The 19,552-nt window shown below is 69.3% G+C and carries 18 protein-coding genes; 7 read left to right on the top strand and 11 right to left on the bottom strand.

Translation table 11 applies throughout. The features are described from left to right. The first annotated feature begins 102 nt into the window (after positions 1-102). Together lysS and GPZ80_RS07705 are read left to right on the top strand one after the other, a co-directional pair. A complete protein-coding gene (lysS, locus tag GPZ80_RS07700) occupies positions 103-1,557 on the top strand; it encodes a lysine--tRNA ligase (RefSeq protein WP_187219783.1) in 1,455 nt (484 codons plus the stop codon). 125 nt (positions 1,558-1,682) lie between these two features. Further along, on the top strand, positions 1,683-2,027 hold the full coding sequence (locus GPZ80_RS07705) for a histone-like nucleoid-structuring protein Lsr2 (RefSeq protein WP_187219474.1): 345 nt from the start codon (positions 1,683-1,685) through the stop codon (positions 2,025-2,027). 76 nt (positions 2,028-2,103) lie between these two features. Here the strand turns inward: GPZ80_RS07705 and GPZ80_RS07710 are convergent, their stop codons facing one another. After that, the gene (locus tag GPZ80_RS07710) at positions 2,104-2,916 is read right to left on the bottom strand and encodes a (2Fe-2S)-binding protein (RefSeq protein ID WP_187219476.1); all 813 of its coding nucleotides are present in this window, start codon (positions 2,914-2,916) and stop codon (positions 2,104-2,106) included. Positions 2,917-3,264: 348 nt separating this feature from the next. Here GPZ80_RS07710 and GPZ80_RS07715 point away from each other — a divergent pair, with 348 nt between their 5' ends. Both GPZ80_RS07715 and GPZ80_RS07720 read left to right on the top strand, forming a co-directional pair. Then, positions 3,265-5,826, top strand: a complete 2,562-nt coding sequence (locus GPZ80_RS07715; protein ID WP_187219478.1) for an ATP-dependent Clp protease ATP-binding subunit — start codon at positions 3,265-3,267, stop codon at positions 5,824-5,826. A gap of 73 nt (positions 5,827-5,899) precedes the next feature. After that, complete coding sequence (locus GPZ80_RS07720) at positions 5,900-9,055, top strand: AfsR/SARP family transcriptional regulator (protein ID WP_187219480.1); 3,156 nt, start codon at positions 5,900-5,902, stop codon at positions 9,053-9,055. On the opposite strand, the gene GPZ80_RS07725 is transcribed toward GPZ80_RS07720, so the two are convergent. Together GPZ80_RS07725 and GPZ80_RS07730 are read right to left on the bottom strand one after the other, a co-directional pair. Beyond that, entirely contained in the window at positions 9,034-9,822 is a 789-nt protein-coding gene (locus tag GPZ80_RS07725; protein ID WP_187219482.1) for an ABC transporter permease, read from the bottom strand. The genes GPZ80_RS07720 and GPZ80_RS07725 overlap by 22 nt on opposite strands. Then, the gene (locus GPZ80_RS07730) at positions 9,819-10,772 is read right to left on the bottom strand and encodes an ATP-binding cassette domain-containing protein (RefSeq protein ID WP_187219483.1); all 954 of its coding nucleotides are present in this window, start codon (positions 10,770-10,772) and stop codon (positions 9,819-9,821) included. Before GPZ80_RS07730 ends, GPZ80_RS07725 begins: the two co-directional genes overlap by 4 nt. Positions 10,773-10,945: 173 nt before the next feature. Here GPZ80_RS07730 and GPZ80_RS32515 point away from each other — a divergent pair, with 173 nt between their 5' ends. Beyond that, on the top strand, positions 10,946-11,944 hold the full coding sequence (locus GPZ80_RS32515) for an endonuclease/exonuclease/phosphatase family protein (RefSeq protein ID WP_187219485.1): 999 nt from the start codon (positions 10,946-10,948) through the stop codon (positions 11,942-11,944). 3 nt (positions 11,945-11,947) lie between these two features. Here the strand turns inward: GPZ80_RS32515 and GPZ80_RS07740 are convergent, their stop codons facing one another. Together GPZ80_RS07740 and GPZ80_RS07745 are read right to left on the bottom strand one after the other, a co-directional pair. Further along, positions 11,948-12,697, bottom strand: a complete 750-nt coding sequence (locus tag GPZ80_RS07740) for an SIR2 family NAD-dependent protein deacylase (RefSeq protein WP_187219784.1) — start codon at positions 12,695-12,697, stop codon at positions 11,948-11,950. Between the two features lie 50 nt (positions 12,698-12,747). Further along, the gene (locus GPZ80_RS07745; protein ID WP_187219487.1) at positions 12,748-13,062 is read right to left on the bottom strand and encodes an antibiotic biosynthesis monooxygenase family protein; all 315 of its coding nucleotides are present in this window, start codon (positions 13,060-13,062) and stop codon (positions 12,748-12,750) included. Between the two features lie 123 nt (positions 13,063-13,185). Here GPZ80_RS07745 and GPZ80_RS07750 point away from each other — a divergent pair, with 123 nt between their 5' ends. After that, positions 13,186-13,395, top strand: a complete 210-nt coding sequence (locus tag GPZ80_RS07750; RefSeq protein ID WP_187219488.1) for a hypothetical protein — start codon at positions 13,186-13,188, stop codon at positions 13,393-13,395. Here GPZ80_RS07750 and GPZ80_RS07755 read toward each other — a convergent pair. Then, positions 13,392-14,192, bottom strand: coding sequence for an alpha/beta fold hydrolase (locus GPZ80_RS07755; RefSeq protein WP_187219490.1), 801 nt, complete (start codon positions 14,190-14,192; stop codon positions 13,392-13,394). The two genes, GPZ80_RS07750 and GPZ80_RS07755, sit on opposite strands and share 4 nt — an antisense overlap. An 11-nt stretch (positions 14,193-14,203) precedes the next feature. Beyond that, positions 14,204-15,652 carry a M1 family metallopeptidase gene (locus tag GPZ80_RS07760; RefSeq protein ID WP_187219492.1) on the bottom strand — a complete coding sequence of 483 codons (1,449 nt, stop codon included), beginning with the start codon at positions 15,650-15,652 and terminating at the stop codon, positions 14,204-14,206. Between the two features lie 83 nt (positions 15,653-15,735). Between GPZ80_RS07760 and GPZ80_RS07765 the strand changes: the two genes are divergently transcribed. Further along, entirely contained in the window at positions 15,736-16,479 is a 744-nt protein-coding gene (locus GPZ80_RS07765) for an alpha/beta fold hydrolase (RefSeq protein WP_187219494.1), read from the top strand. Here the strand turns inward: GPZ80_RS07765 and GPZ80_RS07770 are convergent. From GPZ80_RS07770 to GPZ80_RS07785, 4 genes are read right to left on the bottom strand one after another with little or no spacing between them, the layout of a single operon-like run. Beyond that, on the bottom strand, positions 16,476-16,967 hold the full coding sequence (locus GPZ80_RS07770) for a 2'-5' RNA ligase family protein (protein ID WP_246476853.1): 492 nt from the start codon (positions 16,965-16,967) through the stop codon (positions 16,476-16,478). The genes GPZ80_RS07765 and GPZ80_RS07770 overlap by 4 nt on opposite strands. Positions 16,968-17,005: 38 nt before the next feature. Continuing rightward, on the bottom strand, positions 17,006-18,019 hold the full coding sequence (locus GPZ80_RS07775) for a peptidoglycan recognition protein family protein (protein WP_187219498.1): 1,014 nt from the start codon (positions 18,017-18,019) through the stop codon (positions 17,006-17,008). Positions 18,020-18,034: 15 nt separating this feature from the next. Next, positions 18,035-18,904 (bottom strand): HhH-GPD family protein, encoded by an 870-nt coding sequence (locus GPZ80_RS07780; RefSeq protein ID WP_187219500.1) that lies wholly within the window; start codon positions 18,902-18,904, stop codon positions 18,035-18,037. 12 nt (positions 18,905-18,916) lie between these two features. Then, positions 18,917-19,405: a beta-class carbonic anhydrase gene (locus GPZ80_RS07785; protein ID WP_187219502.1), complete on the bottom strand. Its 489-nt coding sequence runs from the start codon at positions 19,403-19,405 to the stop codon at positions 18,917-18,919. Between the last annotated feature and the right edge of the window lie 147 nt (positions 19,406-19,552).

Raw genomic sequence — 19,552 nt, forward strand, 5'->3', positions numbered from 1 at the left:
AGCCCGTATACCGCGTGCGCCGCCCTGAGCCCCTTCCGTACCCTTCGACCTGTGAACGAAGAGCTTCCAGACACCGCTGCCACCGACGACCTCCCCGAGCAGATGCGGATCCGTCGGGAAAAGCGGGAACGGCTGCTCGCTTCCGGTGTCGATCCCTACCCGGTCGAACTCCCGCGCACGCACACCCTTGCCAAGGTCCGCGCCGCGTATTCCGAACTGCCGACCGACACCGCCACCGGCGACATCGTCGGTGTCGCGGGCCGGGTCATGTTCCTGCGCAACACCGGCAAGCTCTGTTTCGCCACCCTGCGCGAAGGCGACGGAACCGAACTCCAGGCCATGTTGAGCCTGAACAACGTCGGCGAAGAGGCCCTTTCGGCGTGGAAGTCGGATGTCGATCTTGGTGACTATGTATTCGTCGAGGGCGAGGTCATCACTTCTCGTCGCGGCGAGTTGTCGGTGCTCGCCAATGAGTGGCGGATGGCGTCGAAGTCGCTGCGGCCGCTGCCGGTCGCGCACAAGGCGCTCAGCGAGGAAACACGCATTCGGCAGCGCTATGTCGACCTGATCCTGCGGCCGCAGGCGCGCGAGACCGTCCGCAAGCGTTCAGGTGTGGTTCGTTCGCTGCGTGAGAGTTTTCACTCGCGGGAATATCTCGAAGTCGAGACTCCCATGTTGCAGACGATGCACGGCGGCGCCGCCGCCCGGCCGTTCGTCACGCACTCCAACGCGATGGATATGGACCTGTTCCTGCGTATCGCCCCGGAGTTGTACCTCAAGCGGTGTGTCGTGGGCGGCTTGGAGCGGGTCTTCGAGATCAACCGGAACTTTCGCAATGAGGGCAGTGATTCCTCGCATTCGCCGGAGTTCGCGATGCTCGAGTTCTATGAGGCGTATGGCACCTACGACACGATGGCGGCGCTGACCCGCTCGCTCGTGCAGGAGGCGGCCGACGCGGTCAACGGCTCGCAGGTCGTCACGCTCAACGACGGAACCGAGTACGACCTTTCCGGCGAGTGGACGACGCTGACCATGTACGGGTCGCTCTCCGAGGCCGTCGGCGAAGAGGTCACTCCGGAGACTTCCGTTGAGGCGCTTAGGAAGCACGCTGACCGGCTGGAGCTTTCGGTGGATCCGAAGCTGGGCCACGGCAAGCTGATCGAGGAACTCTGGGAACACCTCGTCGGTGATCATCTTTTCGCGCCGACATTCGTGCGGGATTTCCCGGTCGAGACCTCGCCGCTGACCCGGCAGCACCGCAGTGTGGCCGGAGTCGCCGAAAAGTGGGATCTCTACGTGCGCGGATTCGAGCTCGCCACCGGTTACTCGGAACTCGTCGACCCGGTCGTGGAACGGGAACGCCTGGAGGATCAGGCGCGGCTCGGCGCGGCCGGAGATGACGAGGCGATGCTTCTGGATGAGGACTTTCTGCGTGCGCTAGAGTACGGAATGCCACCGAGTGGCGGCGTCGGAATGGGTATCGATCGGCTGTTGATGGCGCTGACCGGCCTGGGCATCCGCGAGACGATCCTGTTCCCCTTGGTTCGCCCGGAATGACTCGACTCGGTATCGGACACTAACGCAATCCATGCGATTTGCGCTAACCTCCGTCGAGGTGTATTTCTACCTGTGACGGCCGGGCACTTCAATGGGCCGGCACATTCTCGCCCGGAGGAGGCGCAATGGCGCAGAAGGTTACGGTTTCACTGGTTGACGACCTTGACGGCTCGACGGCCGAAGAGACGGTCGAGTTCGGGCTGGATGGTGCGTCCTACCAGATTGACCTGTCCTCGAAGAATGCCGACAAGCTGCGTGAGGCGCTTGCCGACTTCATCGAGAGCGCCCGCCGTTCCGGCGGTCGCAAGCGTGCGTCGAAGGCCGCCGCTGGTCGTGCGCCGCGCGCCGCGACCGCGGATCGCGAGCAGAACCAGGCGATTCGCGAGTGGGCACGCAAGCAGGGCATGAAGGTGTCGGACCGAGGTCGCATCCCGTCCGAGGTTCTCGACGCGTACAACGAGCAGGCCTGACCCCGCCCGGAAGGGGCTGCCCGCTTCCGCGGGTGGCCCCTTGCTTTTTGCCCGGCTTTTGTGGGGCAGCGCAATGTCAGCGCTTGCGGCACAGCCGCGGGCAGGTCGAGCACTCTCCGCTGCCCTGTTCGAGCAGATAGTGGAAGCAGCAGCTTTCGCGGCGGCGGGTCCATTCTGTGGAACCGCCGGAAATCGCCGTCGGTCGCAGCGTGGAAGCCGACGTGAACGGTGAATGGCCCGCGCCGAGGACGAGGGCGGCGTCCAATGCGCCCGCGGCTTCGTCGCCGTTATAGCGACCGGCCAGCCAAAACGCATTGTCCAGCGCGTCCGTGGCCGCTCCCCAAAGCGTGTGGTTGCCCAACCGCACCCGCGGGCCGAACACGGCGATGAAGCGGGCCGCGTGCGACCGGAACCGGCCGCGCAGGACAGCTGCCAACGCGAGTTCGTCGGCGACGACGACGGCGTGCGGGCTGTCCGCGGCGGGGTCGTCGGGCAGGCAGGTGAAGCTCGGCGAGAGCAGGGCCACGGCGTCCGGGTCCGACATCGGCATGGCCCGGTGGAACGCGACGTTCTCCGGCCGCAGCGACGGCACCCGGCGCGCGTGGTGGAACAGCAGTCCCGCGGCGAAGCCTGGGGTGAGCAGGTACCAGGACATGAGGTACGCGGCGACCGTGCGCTCCGGTGCCTCGCCGTACGTGTCGCGCATCCATCGGGCCAGGTCGGCCCTCCATGCCGGGACCGCGTCGGGATCGCTGAGGAAGTCCTCGGACGTCGTCCAGCCGGGCTCGTCGGGGATCCCGAGATGCACACGCAACCGGTCTTGGCGAGCATTGACGAAGGCGACGGACGAGGCCAGGTCGAGGTGCCTGGTGCTGTAGCCGGCCGTCACCGGAGCTTGCCCACGCGGTGCGGGGGACGCGGCATCAGTCGCATCGGCGCCCTGTCTGTTCGGAAGGCTCTTTGGTGAGCCTTACCTAACCTTACCGCGCGGTCGGGTGATCTCGCAGGCTGGTACCCGGGCGTGTTCGCGCTCAGCGGACAACCCCGGTTTCGCGGAATCCGCGCCGGTCACCGCACGTTGTGGAGGGTGAAGGGACCGCTGGGCGTAGCTGAGCAAGGTGTTGGGCATGCAGTGGCACTGAGAGCTGACGCCCGGCCTACTACAGTGGTCCCACGGTGCTGAATCCACTAAAAGAGAGTGGAGAAGGGCCGCCGGCGCAGCAGTCAGGGAGTGAGAATGTTCGAAAGGTTCACCGACCGCGCGAGGCGGGTGGTCGTCCTGGCCCAAGAAGAGGCCCGGATGCTCAACCACAACTACATCGGCACCGAGCACATCCTCCTGGGCTTGATCCACGAGGGTGAGGGTGTCGCCGCCAAGGCGCTCGAGTCGTTGGGGATCGCCCTCGAGGGCGTGCGCCAGCAGGTCGAGGAGATCATCGGCCAGGGCCAGCACGCGCCGAGCGGGCACATCCCCTTCACCCCGAGGGCGAAGAAGGTCCTCGAGCTGTCGCTGCGTGAGGCGCTGCAGCTCGGACACAACTACATCGGCACCGAGCACATCCTGCTCGGGCTCATCCGCGAGGGCGAGGGCGTCGCCGCCCAGGTCCTGGTGAAGCTGGGCGCCGACCTCAACCGCGTTCGCCAGCAGGTGCTGCAGCTGCTCTCGGGCTACCAGGGCGGCGAGAAGGCAGCCGAGTCCGGTGGCCGCGGCGAGGGTGCCCCGTCCTCCTCGCTGGTGCTCGACCAGTTCGGCCGCAACCTCACCGCCTCGGCGCGCGAGGGCAAGCTCGACCCGGTCATCGGTCGCACCAAGGAGATCGAGCGGGTCATGCAGGTGCTGTCGCGGCGCACCAAGAACAACCCGGTCCTCATCGGCGAGCCCGGCGTCGGCAAGACCGCGGTCGTCGAGGGCCTGGCTCAGATGGTCGTCAAGGGCGAGGTGCCCGAGACGCTCAAGGACAAGCAGCTCTACACCCTCGACCTGGGTTCCCTGGTCGCCGGTTCGCGTTACCGCGGTGACTTCGAAGAGCGCCTCAAGAAGGTCCTCAAGGAGATCAAGACCCGCGGCGACATCATCCTGTTCATCGACGAGATCCACACCCTCGTCGGTGCGGGCGCGGCCGAGGGCGCCATCGACGCGGCCTCGATCCTGAAGCCGATGCTGGCCCGCGGTGAGCTGCAGACCATCGGCGCGACCACCCTCGACGAGTACCGCAAGTACGTCGAGAAGGACCCGGCCCTGGAGCGCCGCTTCCAGCCGATCCAGGTCGGCGAGCCGTCCCTTGAGCACACCATCGAGATCCTCAAGGGCCTGCGCGACCGGTACGAGGCGCACCACCGCGTCACGATCACCGACAAGGCGCTGGTGGCGGCCGCGACATTGGCCGACCGCTACATCAACGACCGGTTCCTGCCGGACAAGGCGATCGACCTCATCGACGAGGCGGGCGCGCGGATGCGCATCCGCCGGATGACCGCGCCGCCGGACCTGCGCGAGTTCGACGAGAAGATCGCCGACGTCCGCCGGGACAAGGAGTCCGCGATCGACGCGCAGGACTTCGAGCGGGCCGCCAAGCTGCGCGACAACGAGAAGCAGCTGCTGGGCCAGAAGTCCGAGCGGGAGAAGCAGTGGAAGGACGGCGACCTCGACGTCGTCGCCGAGGTCGACGACGAGCAGATCGCGGAGGTGCTGGCCAACTGGACCGGCATCCCGGTGTTCAAGCTGACCGAGGAGGAGACCTCCCGCCTGCTGCGCATGGAGGACGAGATCCACAAGCGGATCATCGGCCAGGAGGACGCCGTCAAGGCTGTCTCCCAGGCGATCCGCCGCACCCGCGCGGGCCTCAAGGACCCGAAGCGGCCGTCCGGCTCGTTCATCTTCGCCGGCCCGTCCGGCGTCGGCAAGACCGAGCTGGCCAAGACGCTGGCGAACTTCCTCTTCGGCGATGACGACGCGCTCATCCAGATCGACATGGGCGAGTTCCACGACCGCTACACCGCCTCGCGGCTCTTCGGCGCCCCTCCCGGGTACGTGGGCTACGAGGAGGGCGGCCAGCTGACCGAGAAGGTCCGGCGCAAGCCGTTCTCGGTGGTGCTGTTCGACGAGATCGAGAAGGCGCACCAGGAGGTCTACAACACCCTCCTGCAGGTGCTGGAAGACGGTCGCCTGACCGACGGTCAGGGCCGCACGGTGGACTTCAAGAACACCGTGATCATCTTCACCTCGAACCTGGGCACCCAGGACATCTCGAAGGCCGTCAGCTTGGGCTTCACCGGCGGCATCGACCAGGGCTCGAACTACGAGCGGATGAAGAACAAGGTCAACGACGAGCTCAAGAAGCACTTCCGGCCGGAGTTCCTCAACCGCATCGACGACATCATCGTCTTCCACCAGCTCACCCGTGAGCAGATCATCACGATGGTGGACCTGATGGTCGCCCGCGTCGAGAAGCAGTTGAAGAACAAGGACATGGCCATCGAGCTGACGGACAAGGCCAAGTCGCTGCTGGCCAAGCGCGGGTTCGACCCCGTGCTGGGCGCGCGCCCGCTGCGCCGCGCGATCCAGCGCGAGATCGAGGACCAGCTCTCGGAGAAGATCCTGTTCGGGGAGATCCAGCCCGGCCAGATCATCATCACCGACGTCGAAGGCTGGGACGGCACCGACGAGCAGAGCCACGACAAGGCGACGTTCACCTTCCGGGGCGAGCCGAAGCCGAGCAAGGTTCCGGACTCACCGCCGGTGGAGCTGTCGGCTCCCGCGCCTTCGGATCCTGCCGAGGGTGACGAGGCCGCGGGCTGAGTTGTCGCATTGCCTGAGGGCGGTTCCTCTTCGGAGGGGCCGCCCTCTTGGCTTTCGAGGGGGAAATGCGGGGATGAGAGCGGTAACCCCGTGGCAGGCTGGGCGGGTGCAGGTGGACTTGCTTGGCCCGCTTCGGGTGTCCGGGTCGGAACTTGGCGGCACCCGGCTGCGCATGCTGCTCGGCAGGCTGGCGCTGGAGCCGGGCAAGGTCGTCACGACCCCGACCCTCATCGCCGCCCTGTGGGCCGAGCAGCCGCCCACCAATGCCCTGCACACGCTGGTCTCCCGCCTGCGCCGAGCCGTGGGCGCCGAGGTCGTCGAGTCCGACCCGAACGGCTACCGGCTCGCGATCGGGCCCGCCGATGTCGACGTCCACGAGTTCGAGCGGCTGGTCACCGAGGGGCGGGCGGCACTGCGGGACGGCCGTGTCGCGGCGGCGGCCGACACCCTGCGGGCGGCGTTGGCGCTGTGGCGGGGACCGGCGCTGGCGGGCATCCAGGACGCGCCGTTCGCCGGTCCGGTGATCACCCGGCTCGACGAGCTGCGGATCGCCGCGCGGGAGGACAAGGTCGAGGCCGACCTGCGGCTGGGCACCGAGGTGATCGCCGAGCTGACCGCCATGACCGCCGCCCACCCGCTGCGCGAGCGTCCCGCCGGTCAGCTGATGCGCGCCCTGGCCCTCGCCGGGAGGCAGGCGGACGCGCTCGCCGCGTACGAGCGGGTCCGCGCCGCCTTGGCCGACGAGCTTGGGGTCGATCCGGCCGCCGAATTGCGCGACCTCCACCTCGCTGTGCTGCGCGGTGACCTGGCCCCGGCGAAGCCGAACCGCGGGCTGCCTGCTGCCCGGACGAGTTTCGTCGGCCGGCGGAGCGAGCTGGCCGCGGTCGGCGACCTGCTGAAGTCGTCGCGGCTGGTCACCCTGGTCGGTCCGGGCGGCGCGGGCAAGACCCGGCTGTCCGTGGAGCTGGCGGCGACTGTGGACGGTCCGGTGTGGTTCGTCGAACTCGCCGCGGTCCGTGCGCCAGAGGATGTGTCCGCCGCTGTCCTAGCCGCGCTCGGCGTGCGGGAGTCGCCGCTGATGGAAGGGCCTGGGATGCGGGCGCACGCGGCGTTCGACCGGGTCGCGGAGGTGCTGTCCGGCCAGCGCTGTCTTGTCGTGTTCGACAACTGCGAGCACCTCATCGTCACCGCCGCCGCGTTCGCCGACGCCCTGCTCGCCCGGTGCCCCCGGCTCACGGTGCTGGCCACCAGCCGGGAGGCGCTCGCGATCACCGGCGAGGCGGTGTTCCAGGTCGGGCCGCTCGCGCTGCCCGCGGACACCTCGGCCGAGGAGGTCGCGGGCTCCGACGCGGTCCGGTTGTTCGCCGACCGCGCGTCGGCGGCCGCACCCGGGTTCGCGGTGGACGCCGACGCCGTGGAGATCTGCCGCCGCCTCGACGGCCTGCCCCTGGCGCTGGAACTGGCCGCCGCCCGGCTGCGGTCCATGACGGTCCGCCAGGTCGCCGACCGGCTCGACGACCGCTTCCGGCTGCTGACCGGCGGCAGCCGCACTTCGCTGCCGCGACACCGGACGCTGCGTGCCGTGGTCGAGTGGAGCTGGGGTCTGCTCGACGATGCCGAACGCGACCTCGCGGCGCGGCTGTCGGTGTTCCACGCCCCCGGCACGCTCGAGGCGGTGGCCGCCGTGGCCGAGCAGCCCGCCGAGGACGTCGTCTACGTGCTGGCGTCGCTGGTGGAGAAGTCGCTCGTGCTCGTCGGCGACGGGCGCGACGGGCAGGTGCGCTACCGGATGCTGGAGACCGTTCGGGCCTACGCCGCCGAGCGGCTCGACGAGTCCGGCGCCACGCCACGGATCCGCGACCTGTTCGGCAGGCATTTCCTTGCCCTGGTCGAGGAAACCGAGCCCAAGCTGCGCACCGGCGAGCAGATCCACTGGCTGGCCCGGCTCAAAGCCGACCAGGAGAACCTGATCGCCGCCCTGCGCTACGCCATCACGGTGGTCGACGCGGATCTCGCGTGCAGGCTGGCGGTGCGCGCGATGTGGTTCTGGTTGCTGGTGGGCGGGCAGCAGGAGGCGCCGGCGTTCGCCACACAGGCGAGCGCGCTGCCTGGCCCCGCGCCCGCCCACGCCCGCGCCGCGCTGCGGACGATCGGCGCGTTCGACCCGCAGGGCGGGATTCCGCAGTCCGACGTGCTGGGGGAGCTGCTGGCCGAACTCGCCGCGACCGACGCCATCGAGCACTACCCGATGCTGGGGATGGTCGGGCCGATGCTCACCAGTCTCTCCGGCGACGTCGAAGGCGCCATCGCCGAGCTGGAGTCCCGGCTCGACCACCCGGACCTGTGGACGCGCGGGATCTCGTTGCTGGCGCTGGCATTCGTGCGGGAGAACTTCAGCGAGCCCGAAGGCATCGACGACCTCGCCCGGCGGGCGCTGGCCGCGTTCCGCGAGACCGGTGACCGCTGGGGCCAGGGCATCGCCATCTGGACCCTCGCCGAACACCAGTCCCTTCGCGGCGAGCACGCCGCTGCGATCGCCGCGCACCGCGAGTCACTGCGGCTGGTCGAGGAACTCGGCGCCCTGGACGAGATCCCCACGCTGATGGGCAAACTCGGCATCCAGTTGACCAGGGCGGGGGAGCCGGAGGCCGGGGAGCGGGCCCTGCTCGACGCGATCACCCTGGCCCGGGGGCGGGGTCCGGCCGAGAACGTGGCCGCCCTTTACGCCTGGCTGTCCACTGTGCTCAGACAACGCGGGCAGCTGGTCCGGGCCCGTGAGGTGCTCGCCGAGGCGGAGGCGGCGATGGTCGACGTCCCCGTCTGGGCGCCGCACTGGTGGGTGGCCCATCTCGTGGCCAGGGCGCAGATCTCCGTCGAAGCAGGCCATGCCGATTCGGCGTTCGCCGATCTCCGGGAGGGTTTCGACGCGATCCAGGCCCTGCCCGACCTCCCGGTCACCGCGGCCGTCGCGGAGGCGACCGCGGGGGCACTGATGTGCGCTGGCGACGCGACCGCCGCCGCTCGCCTGCTGGGGATCAGCGTCGCGATCCGCGGGACGCCGGACCTCGGAAACCCGGATCTGTCCACTTTGGAGGCGGCGATCGACGCCAAGATCGGCGTCGGGGCCCGGACCGGCGCGGTCTGCGGCGGCCGGGCCCTCGACCGCGTCGCGGCGGTGGCCGAACTGCGCGCGGTGCTGGGCGCAGGTCAGCCCACGCGCCCGCGATAGGCCCGCAGCGCCAACGGGAAGAACACCGCGGCGATCCCAAGCGCCCAGACGAACGCCCAGCCTGCGTGCGCCGTCCAGTCGCCGCCGAGCAGCAGGCCGCGGCCCGCCTCGGTGAGGTGGGTGACCGGGTTGATGTCGACCCACGCGCGCAGCCAGCCCGGCATGGTCGACGAGTCGACGAACACGTTGCTGCCGAAGGTAAGCGGAAAGATGAAGACCAACAGCGTGCCGGGCACCGCCTGCGGGGTCTTGACCAGCATGCCGACCCAGACCGACACCCAGCACAGGCACAGCCCGAACAGGATCATCAGGCCGGCGGCGATCAGGAACCGGACCGGTTCGGTCTGCACCCGAAAACCGAGGATCATCGCGAAGCCGACGAGCACCACCAGGGTGATCACGAACCGGACGATGTCGCCGAGCACCGCGCCGACCAGCGGCGCCGACCGGGCGATCGGCATGCTGCGGAACCGGTCGAAGACGCCCTTCCCGATGTCGGCGTTGAGCGCCATCCCGGTGCCGAGGCTGGCGAAGGCGATGTTCTGCACCATCAGGCCGGGCACCAGGAACTGCAGGTACTCGCTGGTGCTGCCCTTGAGCGCACCGCCGAACATGTAGACGAACAGCAACAGGAACATGATCGGCTGCAGGGTCACGTCCAGCAGCGACTCGGGGTTCTTGCGGATCTTGATGACACTGCGGCCCGCCAGCGCCAATCCGTGTCGGATGGCCTGATTCGGTCCAATGTGGAGTGTCGCGGTGGTCATGCCGCGCTCCCTTCGGAGGTGCGGGTGCGGCCGGTCATCGCGAGGAAGACCTCGTCGAGGCTGGGCAGCCGCAGAGCGAGTTCGTCGACGGTGACGCCCGCGTCGTCCAGCCTGCGCACCAGGGTCGAGAGCAGCATCGGGTCGTCGACGGGGGCGGTGAGCAGGCCGGTCTCGAGGTCCACGTGCGGCTCGCCGGTGAGGTCGCGCAGGATCGCCGCGACCGTCGAGACGTCACGCGCCAGCGTCGGCCGCACTTGCAGCGTCTGGCCGCCAGTGCGCCGCTTGAGGTCGTCGGGGGTGCCGGTGGCGATGACCCTGCCGTGGTCGATCACCGTGATCAGGTCGGCCAACTGGTCGGCCTCCTCCAGGTACTGGGTGGTCAGCAGCACCGTCACGCCCAGCTCGACCAGGCCCCGGATCGTGGACCACACCTCGTTGCGGCTGTGCGGGTCAAGGCCGGTGGTCGGCTCGTCGAGGTAGAGCACCTCTGGTCGACCGACCAGACCTGCCGCGAGGTCGGCCCGCCTGCGCATGCCGCCGGAGTAGGTCTTCACCGCCCGCCCGGCGGCCTCGGTCAGCTCGAACTGGGCGAGCAGGTCGGCGGCGCGGACCCGGGCCTGGGCCCTGGACAGGCCGAGCAGCTTGCCGATCAGCACCAGGTTCTCGGTCCCCGACAGGTCTTCGTCCAGCGAGGCGTACTGGCCGGTCAGACCGATCAGGCCACGCACGGTGGTCGCGTGGGTGCGCACGTCGAACCCGCAGACCCGAGCCGACCCCGCATCGGCGCGCAGCAGCGTCGCCAACACCCGCACCGCCGTCGTCTTCCCCGCCCCGTTGGGGCCGAGCACCCCCAGCACCTTTCCCTTGGGTACCGCCAGATCGACCCCGTCGAGCGCGACGGTGTCACCGAACCTCTTGACCAAGCCCTCGGCTTCGATCGCGTTGGACATCGGCGTCCCCTCCTTCAGTCCAGGCCAGCGTGTCGCCGGGCGCTGTCGGACCGCGCACAGCGCGCTGTCAGCCAGGTCGGACGAGTGACAGGACCGGACACGGCCGACGACATCCCGGTCGGTGTCGGTCCGGTGCGGGATCATGGAGGCATGGGATTCGAGAGTGGACGGCCGTGACCTGGGGACTCGACGACGCCTTGGAGGAACCGAGGGAGGCCCCCGTCCGGCGCAGACGGTGGGTCACGGCGGTTCTCGCGCTGTTCGTTCTGGCACTGCTGGGACTGTGCGTGCTCCGGTTGGGCGGATTCGACCTCAACCGGTACACGACGGCGGCGATCGCGCTCACTCCTTACCTGGCCGCGGCCGGGTTGCTGCTCGCATTCCTCTCCCTGGTCCTGCGGCGACGGCTGCTCACCTTCACCGCCCTGGTGCTGTCGATCGCCTTCGGATTCCTGCTGATCCCCCGCTACCTCGCCGACGGTGAGCCGCTGCCCACCGGCCAGCGGGTGCGGGTGATGACGGCGAACCTCCTGATGGGCAAGGCCGACGCGCCCACCGTCATCAGGCTCGCCCGCGACGCCAAAGCGGACGTGCTCGTCCTGCAGGAGCTGACCCCTCAGGCGCTCAACGCCCTCGACGCGGCAGGTCTGCCCGGGCTGCTGCCCCACCGCGTCGCCCAGCCCGCGGGTGGCACTTCGGGGTCGGCGATCCTGGCGAAGGTGCCGCTACGGCAGATCGTGCTCGTCCAGGGAAGCTTCCACGACCAGCCCGCGGCGGTGGTGGACCTCTCGGGCAACACCGACGTCGAGATCGTGTCGGTCCACGCGTACCCGCCGGTCCTCAACGAGGAAGGCAGACGCCGCTGGCAGGCCGATCTTGAGGCGCTGCCGTCCTCGGACTCGAAGGGACGCCCCCGCATCCTGGCGGGCGACTTCAACGCGACCCTGGACCACGAGGCGCTGCACGGGGTGATGGACCGGGGCTACTGGGACAGCGCCGAGGTGGTGGGGGAGGGGATGCGGCCGACATGGTCGCACTTCCCGTACGGGCCGCCGGTGACGATCGATCACGTGCTGGTCGACCGGCGGCTGGGGGTGGCGGAGGTGAAGGTCTACGACCTGCCCGGGAGCGACCACAACGCTGTGGTGGCCGAGGTCGCGCTCCCACGGTGACCGTCAGCCCAGCCGGGACTGGATCTCGGCCAGGGCCGCCGCCGCTGGCATGGGCAGCGAGATCCCCCGCCCGTGCCGAACCTCCGGCTCCCGAGGGTTGATCCGGATCAACGCCCCCGTGGCCGCGCTGGAGAGTTCCGCCTGCCTGCGCACCGTGGGAATCGCGTTGCCCGCGCCGATCTCCACCACCACCAGCCGCTTCCCATGCATTCCGCGTCGCCAGGTCGCGAGTGTGTCCAGGTCTCGCTGACTGCGGTCGGGAACCCAGGTGTAGTCGCCGAACATCAGGATGTTCGGGCGGGCGAGGGCGCCGCAGTTCGGACACTCAGGCAGGGGGCCGGTCGCCCGCATCGTCTCGGGGTCGACATCGATGTCGACGGGGTCGGCGGGCCAGATGGTCGACCGACACGGCAGCGAGCACTGCAGGTGGTGAATCGACCCGTGGACCTCGGCGACCTCGGTGAACCCGGCCTTCTGGAACTGGCCGTCCACGTTGGAGGTGAAGGCGCGCGCGCCCCAATCCAGCAGGATGTCGAAACCGCTGTGCGGGACGGTGGCGCGGTAAAGGGCCAGGCGGTGGCCATAGAAGCCCCACGCCAGCTCCGGGTCGCTGCCGAAGTGGACCGGGTCGGCCAGCTCGACGAAGCTCAGCCCGAGCCGCTGGTACGGCGGGTACGCCCGCCAGAACCCCTCGTCGCCACGGAAGTCGGGCAGGCCGGAGTCGACCCCCATCCCGGCGCCCGCGCACACCATGACGGCTTCCGCCGCCGCGACGAGCTCAGCGGCCTGGTCTAACGCCGCTCTCACTCGCCCGCGCGCGGACCCGCGCTCTGCACCACCTCGAACTCCAGCAGGCTGGCGCCCGTCGACACCGGCTTCGCCCGCTCACCGGCGTGCGCCTGCCGAGCCGAGCCGTTCGCCCAGGCCTGGAAGTGCTCCTCGGTCTCCCACCGGGTGTAGACAAAGTAGCGAGTCTCACCCGAAGTCGGGCGCAACAGCTCGAAGCCGAGGAACCCCGGCTCACCCTCAACGGCACCGAGCCGCGCGGCGAAGCGCTTCTCCAGTTCGGGGCCCGCGCCCTCGGGAACCTCAATCGCGTTGATCTTCACTACAGCCATGACCTGAGCCTAGCTCGACTCGGCCGAGGCCCACATCCGTCCATGCACAGCGGCAGCCACGCGCCCGGCACCGAGCGACGGTCGTGATCGACGCGCTGGGACTCCTTCGGCATGATGACCATCGTGACTCGACCGAAGCTGACCATCGCTGCGGAAATCGCCACGGTCGGGGCGTTTGTCATCGCGATTCTGGTCTTCGTCGTGGCGGTGTTCTTTGATACGGGAATCCGATTCCCCTGGAACTCCGATGGCCAGTCCCCGTCAAGTACGGTCACGACTCCAGTCGTCACATCTACGACGCCCGATCTGCCTTCAGGTGTCGGTACCGGCTAGTCGACAGCCACGCGCTTTGCGAGCTCTTCGGACTTGAAATTCCTGATCGCGTCGTTGAAGCGCTCGGGCTGTTCGAGGTTGCACAGGTGGCCCGTCCCCGGAATGACCACCAGGCGCGAGTCGCGGATCGGGGCGCCGAGGGCGGCGCCGACCGTCTCCGCCGGCGCGCGTTTGTCGGCGGCGCCATAGAGCAGCAGCACCGGCACGTCGATAGTCGGCAGCACCGGGCGCAGGTCGGCCTCGGCCATCGCGTGGGCCATGGTCCGGAAGCCGCTGGGGTGGAAGTCGGACATCATCGCCGTGACCTCGTCGGCCGAGGTGTCGGTGGTCAGCAGGCCGGGCAACCAAGCGGATACGACGTCCGTCGGGGCCATCTCCGACTGGGCCAGACACGACTCCAACCGCTCGGCGCACACCTCCGGCGGCAGCGAACCCGCCCAGCCCGCGTACGCGCTCGCCAGGACCAGCCCGGAGGCGACCCCGGGGTTGCGTCGGTGGAATTCGATCGCCAGGGCGCCGCCCCAGGACAGTCCGGCGACGATCGGATGGTCGAGTTCCAGCGCGGCGATCACCGCCGACAGGCAGTCCGCGTACTCGGCGAACCGCCAGGTCTCCGGCGGGTCAGCCGACTGGCCGCAGCCCGGAGCGTCCCAGGCGACGATCGTGAAGTCGTCCCGAAGCTCTTCGAGTTGGGGCCGCCACGACCGGCTGTCCTGCAGGATCCCGTGGAGCAGCACGAGCGGCGGGCCCGCGCCCGCCACCTCGACCGCGACACCGTTGACCACCACATAGTCCATGCCGACCGAATCTACTTGCGCAGGCTGCCCGGGTAGAGGAACTCGTCGGCGGGTTCGCTCGCCGAGCGGAACCAGGCGTCGAAGAAGGCCGTCAGGTCCTGGCCGGAGACCTCGCCCGCCAGCTTCTCGAACTCGGGCCAGCTGGCGTTGCTGTCCTGGTGCTTGGCGATCCAGCCCTCGAGCAGCCGGTCGAACGCCGGGTCGCCGATCTGCCTGCGCAGCGCGTGCAGCGCCAACTGGCCCTTGTCGTAGACGGCGGTGAACTCGTTGCCCGCGCCCATGTCGTAGAGCTTGCGGTTCCAGTAGCGCTCACGTTCGTGGTTGCGCGCGACCTGGGTGCGGTACCGGTCGTCGAGGTTCGCCTGCTCCTTGGCCTCGGCCCACATCCACTGCGCGTAGGAGGCGAAGCACTCGTTGAGGCAGATGTCGGCCCACGCCTTGACCGACACCGAGTCGCCGAACCACTGGTGGGCCTGCTCATGGACCACGACCTCCAGCTCGGCCCACTTCGCGTAGATGGGCCTGCCCTGGGTCTCCAGCGAGAAGCCGATGTTCTCGTTGAGGTAGATCCCGCCCGCCGCGCTCTGCGGATAGGGGCCGAACTTCTCGCTCAGGAAGTCCAGGACCTCGGGCATCCGCGCCTGGACGGCCTTCTTGTCCTCCGTCCCGGGCGCGTACGCGTTGACCACCGGCGTCCCGCTCGCCAGCGTGGACCGCTCGAAGGTCCACTTGTCGATGCCGATCGTGGTCAGGTACGTGGCCAGCCGGTTCGGCTCGACCCACGTGTACGTCGTCCAGCCGCCCTCGGCGACTGGGGGCTCCTCGATGCCGTTGGAGATCACGCTCCACCCGTCGGGGACCCGCGCGGAGAGCCGGAACGTCGCCTTGTCGATGGGGTGGTCATTGACCGGGAACCAGTGGCTCGCCGCGTGCGGCTCACCGGCCGCGAACGCGCCGCCGGACCGGGAGATCTGCCAGCCGCCCGCGCCCAGGCCTTTGTCCTCGCTCGGCTGCGGCTCGCCCTTGTAGCGGACCCGGGTGGCGAACTTCGCGCCCTTGGCGACCTCGGCCGCCGGGGTGATCACCAACTCGTGCTCGCCCTCGCGCTCGAACTTGGCGGGCTTGCCGTCGACCTCGACCGCCGACACCTCGAACCCGATCAGGTCCAGGTTGAACGTCGACAGCGCGTCCGACGCGGTCGAGGTGACCACCGTGTCGCCGTCGAGCACCTTCGTCGCCGGGTCATAGCTCAGCGAGACCGCGTATCCCTCGACGTCGTAGCCGCCGTTGCCGTCGTTCGGGTAGTACGGGTCGCCGATGCCGTCGGCCGACGGCGGCGCCACCTGAGCCGAGCCGAGGGGCGACGACGGTGCGGGCGAACTCGGCTCGGGCGCGTTCGTGCAGGCGGTGAAGGCCACCGCCGAGAGCAGAACGCAGCACACGCGGACAACCGAGTACATCCAGGACACTCCAGCCGTAGGGGATGAGTCCATCATGGCGCGCGGGCTGTGTAGCCGAGGTTGCTTCCGGCAGACTCGGTCCCATGCTGGTCGAGTTCGGTGGTGCGGGTCAGCCGATCCTGCTGCTGCACGGTCTGATGGGCCGGGCGAGCACGTGGTGGCCGGTGGCGCGGTGGCTGACCGCGTACGGCCGGGTCGTCGGGATCGACGCCCGCAGCCACGGGCGCAGCCCACACCGCGGCGGCCACTGGCGCACGCCCGATTTCGTCGCCGATGTCGCCGATGTCCTTTCCGAACTCGGGCCGTCCGTCGTGATCGGACACTCGATGGGCGGCCTGCACGCCCTCGGAGCCGCCGCCGAGCATCCGGATCTGGTCCGCGCGGTCGTCGTCGAGGACATGGCCGTCGACCTGCGCGGCCGCACCGCCGACGGGTGGCGGACGATGTTCGACGCCTGGCCGACGCCGTTCCCGTCGCTCGGCCACGTCCACGAGTTCTTCGGCGCTCTGGGCCCCTACTTCGCGGAGTGCGTGGAGGAACGCGACGGCGGCTACCGGCTCATCGCCTCGATCGACGACCTGTTCGAGATCGCGGGCGAGTGGGGCGAGCACGACTACTGGGACTTCGTCGACCGGGTGCGGTGCCCGCTGCTGGCCATCGAGGCGGAGCACTCGATGATGCCGCCGGGGCAGCAGGCGGAGATCGCCAAACGCGCGGACGGCAGGCACCTGATCGTCGAAGGCGCGGGCCACGTGGTCCACAACGACGCGCCGGACACATACCGGGGAGCCGTCGAGGCATTCCTTTCCGAGATTTTAGACCGCTAGAGATCAACTAGAACGTCGATCTCGTCGCTCGCGGTGTCCAGCACGGCGATCTGGCGGGCGCGCACGCGGATCGGCGTGACCGGGAACAGGGCGTCGAAGCCCGTGACCATCTGCTCCCGCGTGACCCCGTGGACCAGGGTGCAGTGCGCCATCCACGCGCCCGGCAGGTAGTAGGCGCTCGGGTTTCGGACCCGGCCCGCGAGCACGTCGTGTACTGCCGAGTGCACCGCCAGCAGTTCACCGTCGGTCACCGCGGCCAGCATCAGGACGTTCTCCGTCGACGAGAACGTCGAGAGCGCTTCGAGCCCGATGTTGGGCACGGCCAACATCCGCAGGTCGCTCTTCAGCGCGGCGCGGGTCTTGGCCGGGATGTCCGTGGCCATCGCCAGCGTCAGGTGCGGCGGGAACTTGCGCTCGGTCGGCAGCCCGGCCGCGTCCAGCTTCGCCCACAGGTCCCGGACCTGGCGGTCGGCCTTTGGATCGAACATCAACACGACACCTTGCGCCATGGTCGAGATCGTGCCGGCTACCCGTGGAGCAGCGCCCGCCAGTCCTGGGTCTCGACGACCGGCCCCTCCGCCGACAGGGCGCGTGCCGCCTTCGCCGCGTCGCTGTCGCCGCGCGGGTCGACCTGGCGGATCAACAGCGGCCACGCTGCGCCGCCGATCAGGCCGCTCTCGTCAGCGACCGCGGTGGCGTAGCACGGTTCGTCGGGCAACCCGGCGCTTCGCGCGAACCGGCTCATCGCGGCGAACGTCGACGGTCCGAAGACGCCGTCTGTCGGGACGTCGCGCTCACCGCGATCGCGCAGCAGGTGTTGGGCGGCCAAGACCTTCGGGCCGGTGTCACCGGGTCGCAGCAGCGGCCAGAACTTGGGCTGGGCGACCGGCACGGCGAGCCGCTCGCCTACGACCTCGCGCAGCTCCGGCAGCCGCTTATAAAGCACGTCGCCGGGGCACTGGGTGTTGGCGAAATCGCGGTGGCCGCAGATCTCGGATGGCTTGATCTTGTACTGGCGGGCGATGAACGTGACCAGGTCGACCAGCGAGTCCCACTGCGCCTTGGGCATGTCGACGGTCGTGTAGGTGCCCTCGTTCTCGATGCCGATGACCTCGCTGTTGCGGTTGGCCACATGGGCGCCCCGGACATGGTGCGCGCCGTCGCCGACGATCTCGAGGCTGCGGTGGCGCCCCTCGGTCAGGTGCCCACCCCGGCTGTTGGTGAACTGCTGTCCGCTGTCGATCCACCCGCGGCTGTCCATGTGGTAGGTCTGGATGGCCCGGGACAGCTTGAAGGCCTGCTCCTTACTCAGGTCCTCGCTGTTCTTGGTCGCGGTGTGGTGCACGACGATGTACGTGGGCGTCCGGGCGAGCACCTCGATCGGCTCTTTCGGCGGGCGCGCCGCCCACTGCGCGGTCGTCCAGACCTTCGGTTTGGGCTCGCCGGTGGCGCCAGCGGTGAACGTGGTCACGGACAGGGCGGAACCGGTCAGCCCCAGGGTCGCACCGGTTCGGATCAGGTCGCGGCGGGTGAGGGCCAACTGGACCTCCCAAGGTCAATGTTCGCCGGGTAGCGCGAACAGTCCATCAGCGGTCTGCTCGACCAGACCGTCGACCAACAGCGAGTCGAGGCACCGGTCTCGTTGACCACTGTCAGCCCAAACCAGGTCCAGGCGCGACTTGGCGGCAGGCTCGGCCGACCCGCGCAGCACGTCGAGAAGCAGCCCGCGCACCTGCCGGTCGGTGCCCGCGAACCGTTGCGGAGCCTTGGAAGGGCCCGTGTAGGCCGGGCGGCCCGCGCGCTGCCAGGCGCAGGTGGACAGCACCGGACAATCCACACAGCGGGGTGAACGGGCCGTGCACACGACCGCGCCCAGCTCCATCAGCGCGGCCGACGCGCGCGCCGCGGTGGCGTGGTCGGCGGGCAGCAGCGCGTCGACGTCGGCCAGGTCCCGGGTGGTCGACGGCGGCCCGGCCGCACCCGCACCGTGGACCGAGCGGGCGACGACCCGGCGGACGTTGGTGTCGACCACCGGCGCGCGCAGGCCGTAGGCGAACGCGGCCACCGCGCGGGCGGTGTAGGCGCCGATGCCGGGCAGCGCGAGCAGGGTGTCCACGTCGGCGGGCACCACGTCGCCGTGCTCCGTCGCGATCACCTCCGCCGCGGCGTGCAGCCGCAGCGCCCGGCGCGGGTAGCCGAGCTTGCCCCAGGCCCGGACCACCTCGCCCTGGCTCTCCGCGGCGAGCGCGGAGGGCACAGGCCAGCGGGCCATCCAGGTCAGCCAGATCGGCTCGACCCTGGCCACTGGGGTCTGCTGCAGCATGATCTCGGAGACCAGCACGCCCCATCCGGTGGTGCCGGGGGCGCGCCAGGCGAGGTCGCGGGCGTTGGTGTCGAACCAGTCGACTACGGCGATGACGTCCATCGCCTCGAGAATTTAGTCGACCTCGGTGAGCAGGGCGGTGTTCACGTCGTAGACGAAGCCGCGGACGTCGTGGTGCAGCAGGAACGGGCTGCGGCGCACTCGTTCGACGGACTGGCGGACGCTGTCCTTGACCTCACGGAACGACTCGACCGCCCAGGGCGGGCGCAGGCCGGTGTCCTGTTCGAGCTCGTCCTTGAACTCGTCCTCGGTGATTGTCATCAGGCCACAGAGGGTGTGCTGCATGACGATCACCTCCTTGGTCTTCAGCCTGCGCTGGCTGATCGACAGCGACCGGATCACGTCGTCGGTGACGACCCCGCCCGCGTTGCGCAGGATGTGCACCTCGCCGTGCTTGAGTCCGAACACGTCGAATACCTTGATGCGAGCGTCCATGCAGGTCACGACCGCCAGGTTGAGGCTGGGGACGGGCGTGAGGATGTTCGGGGCACCGTGGTCGGGCCCATCCAGATGGCGCTGGAGCAGGTCGTCGATGGCGGCCATGGGAACCTCCAGGTCAGGTGGATCGTGTGCCCAGTGATTGGAACGTCCCTCCCACGTCCCGGACAAGAGTGAATAGACGAATCTCACTGATAGTGGCATTTGTCCGATACGACACACCCCCGATCGGGTTGAGGGCAATACCTTGCC

Source organism: Actinokineospora xionganensis (assembly GCF_014323725.1).
In the GTDB taxonomy this organism is placed as follows: Bacteria; Actinomycetota; Actinomycetes; order Mycobacteriales; family Pseudonocardiaceae; genus Actinokineospora; species Actinokineospora xionganensis.

Coding starts and splice junctions, on each gene's coding strand:
- GPZ80_RS07740 (WP_187219784.1), bottom strand. CDS start 12,697: ATGGTGTGCGCGGGCGCCGGGATGGGGGTCGACTCCGGCCTGCCCGAC.
- GPZ80_RS07770 (WP_246476853.1), bottom strand. CDS start 16,967: ATGTTCGATCCAAAGGCCGACCGCCAGGTCCGGGACCTGTGGGCGAAG.
- GPZ80_RS07780 (WP_187219500.1), bottom strand. CDS start 18,904: ATGGACGTCATCGCCGTAGTCGACTGGTTCGACACCAACGCCCGCGAC.
- GPZ80_RS07720 (WP_187219480.1), top strand. CDS start 5,900: ATGAGAGCGGTAACCCCGTGGCAGGCTGGGCGGGTGCAGGTGGACTTG.
- GPZ80_RS07715 (WP_187219478.1), top strand. CDS start 3,265: ATGTTCGAAAGGTTCACCGACCGCGCGAGGCGGGTGGTCGTCCTGGCC.
- lysS (WP_187219783.1), top strand. CDS start 103: ATGCGGATCCGTCGGGAAAAGCGGGAACGGCTGCTCGCTTCCGGTGTC.
- GPZ80_RS07730 (WP_187219483.1), bottom strand. CDS start 10,772: ATGTCCAACGCGATCGAAGCCGAGGGCTTGGTCAAGAGGTTCGGTGAC.
- GPZ80_RS07760 (WP_187219492.1), bottom strand. CDS start 15,652: ATGTACTCGGTTGTCCGCGTGTGCTGCGTTCTGCTCTCGGCGGTGGCC.
- GPZ80_RS07725 (WP_187219482.1), bottom strand. CDS start 9,822: ATGACCACCGCGACACTCCACATTGGACCGAATCAGGCCATCCGACAC.
- GPZ80_RS07745 (WP_187219487.1), bottom strand. CDS start 13,062: ATGGCTGTAGTGAAGATCAACGCGATTGAGGTTCCCGAGGGCGCGGGC.
- GPZ80_RS07755 (WP_187219490.1), bottom strand. CDS start 14,192: ATGGACTATGTGGTGGTCAACGGTGTCGCGGTCGAGGTGGCGGGCGCG.
- GPZ80_RS07765 (WP_187219494.1), top strand. CDS start 15,736: ATGCTGGTCGAGTTCGGTGGTGCGGGTCAGCCGATCCTGCTGCTGCAC.
- GPZ80_RS07705 (WP_187219474.1), top strand. CDS start 1,683: ATGGCGCAGAAGGTTACGGTTTCACTGGTTGACGACCTTGACGGCTCG.
- GPZ80_RS07785 (WP_187219502.1), bottom strand. CDS start 19,405: ATGGCCGCCATCGACGACCTGCTCCAGCGCCATCTGGATGGGCCCGAC.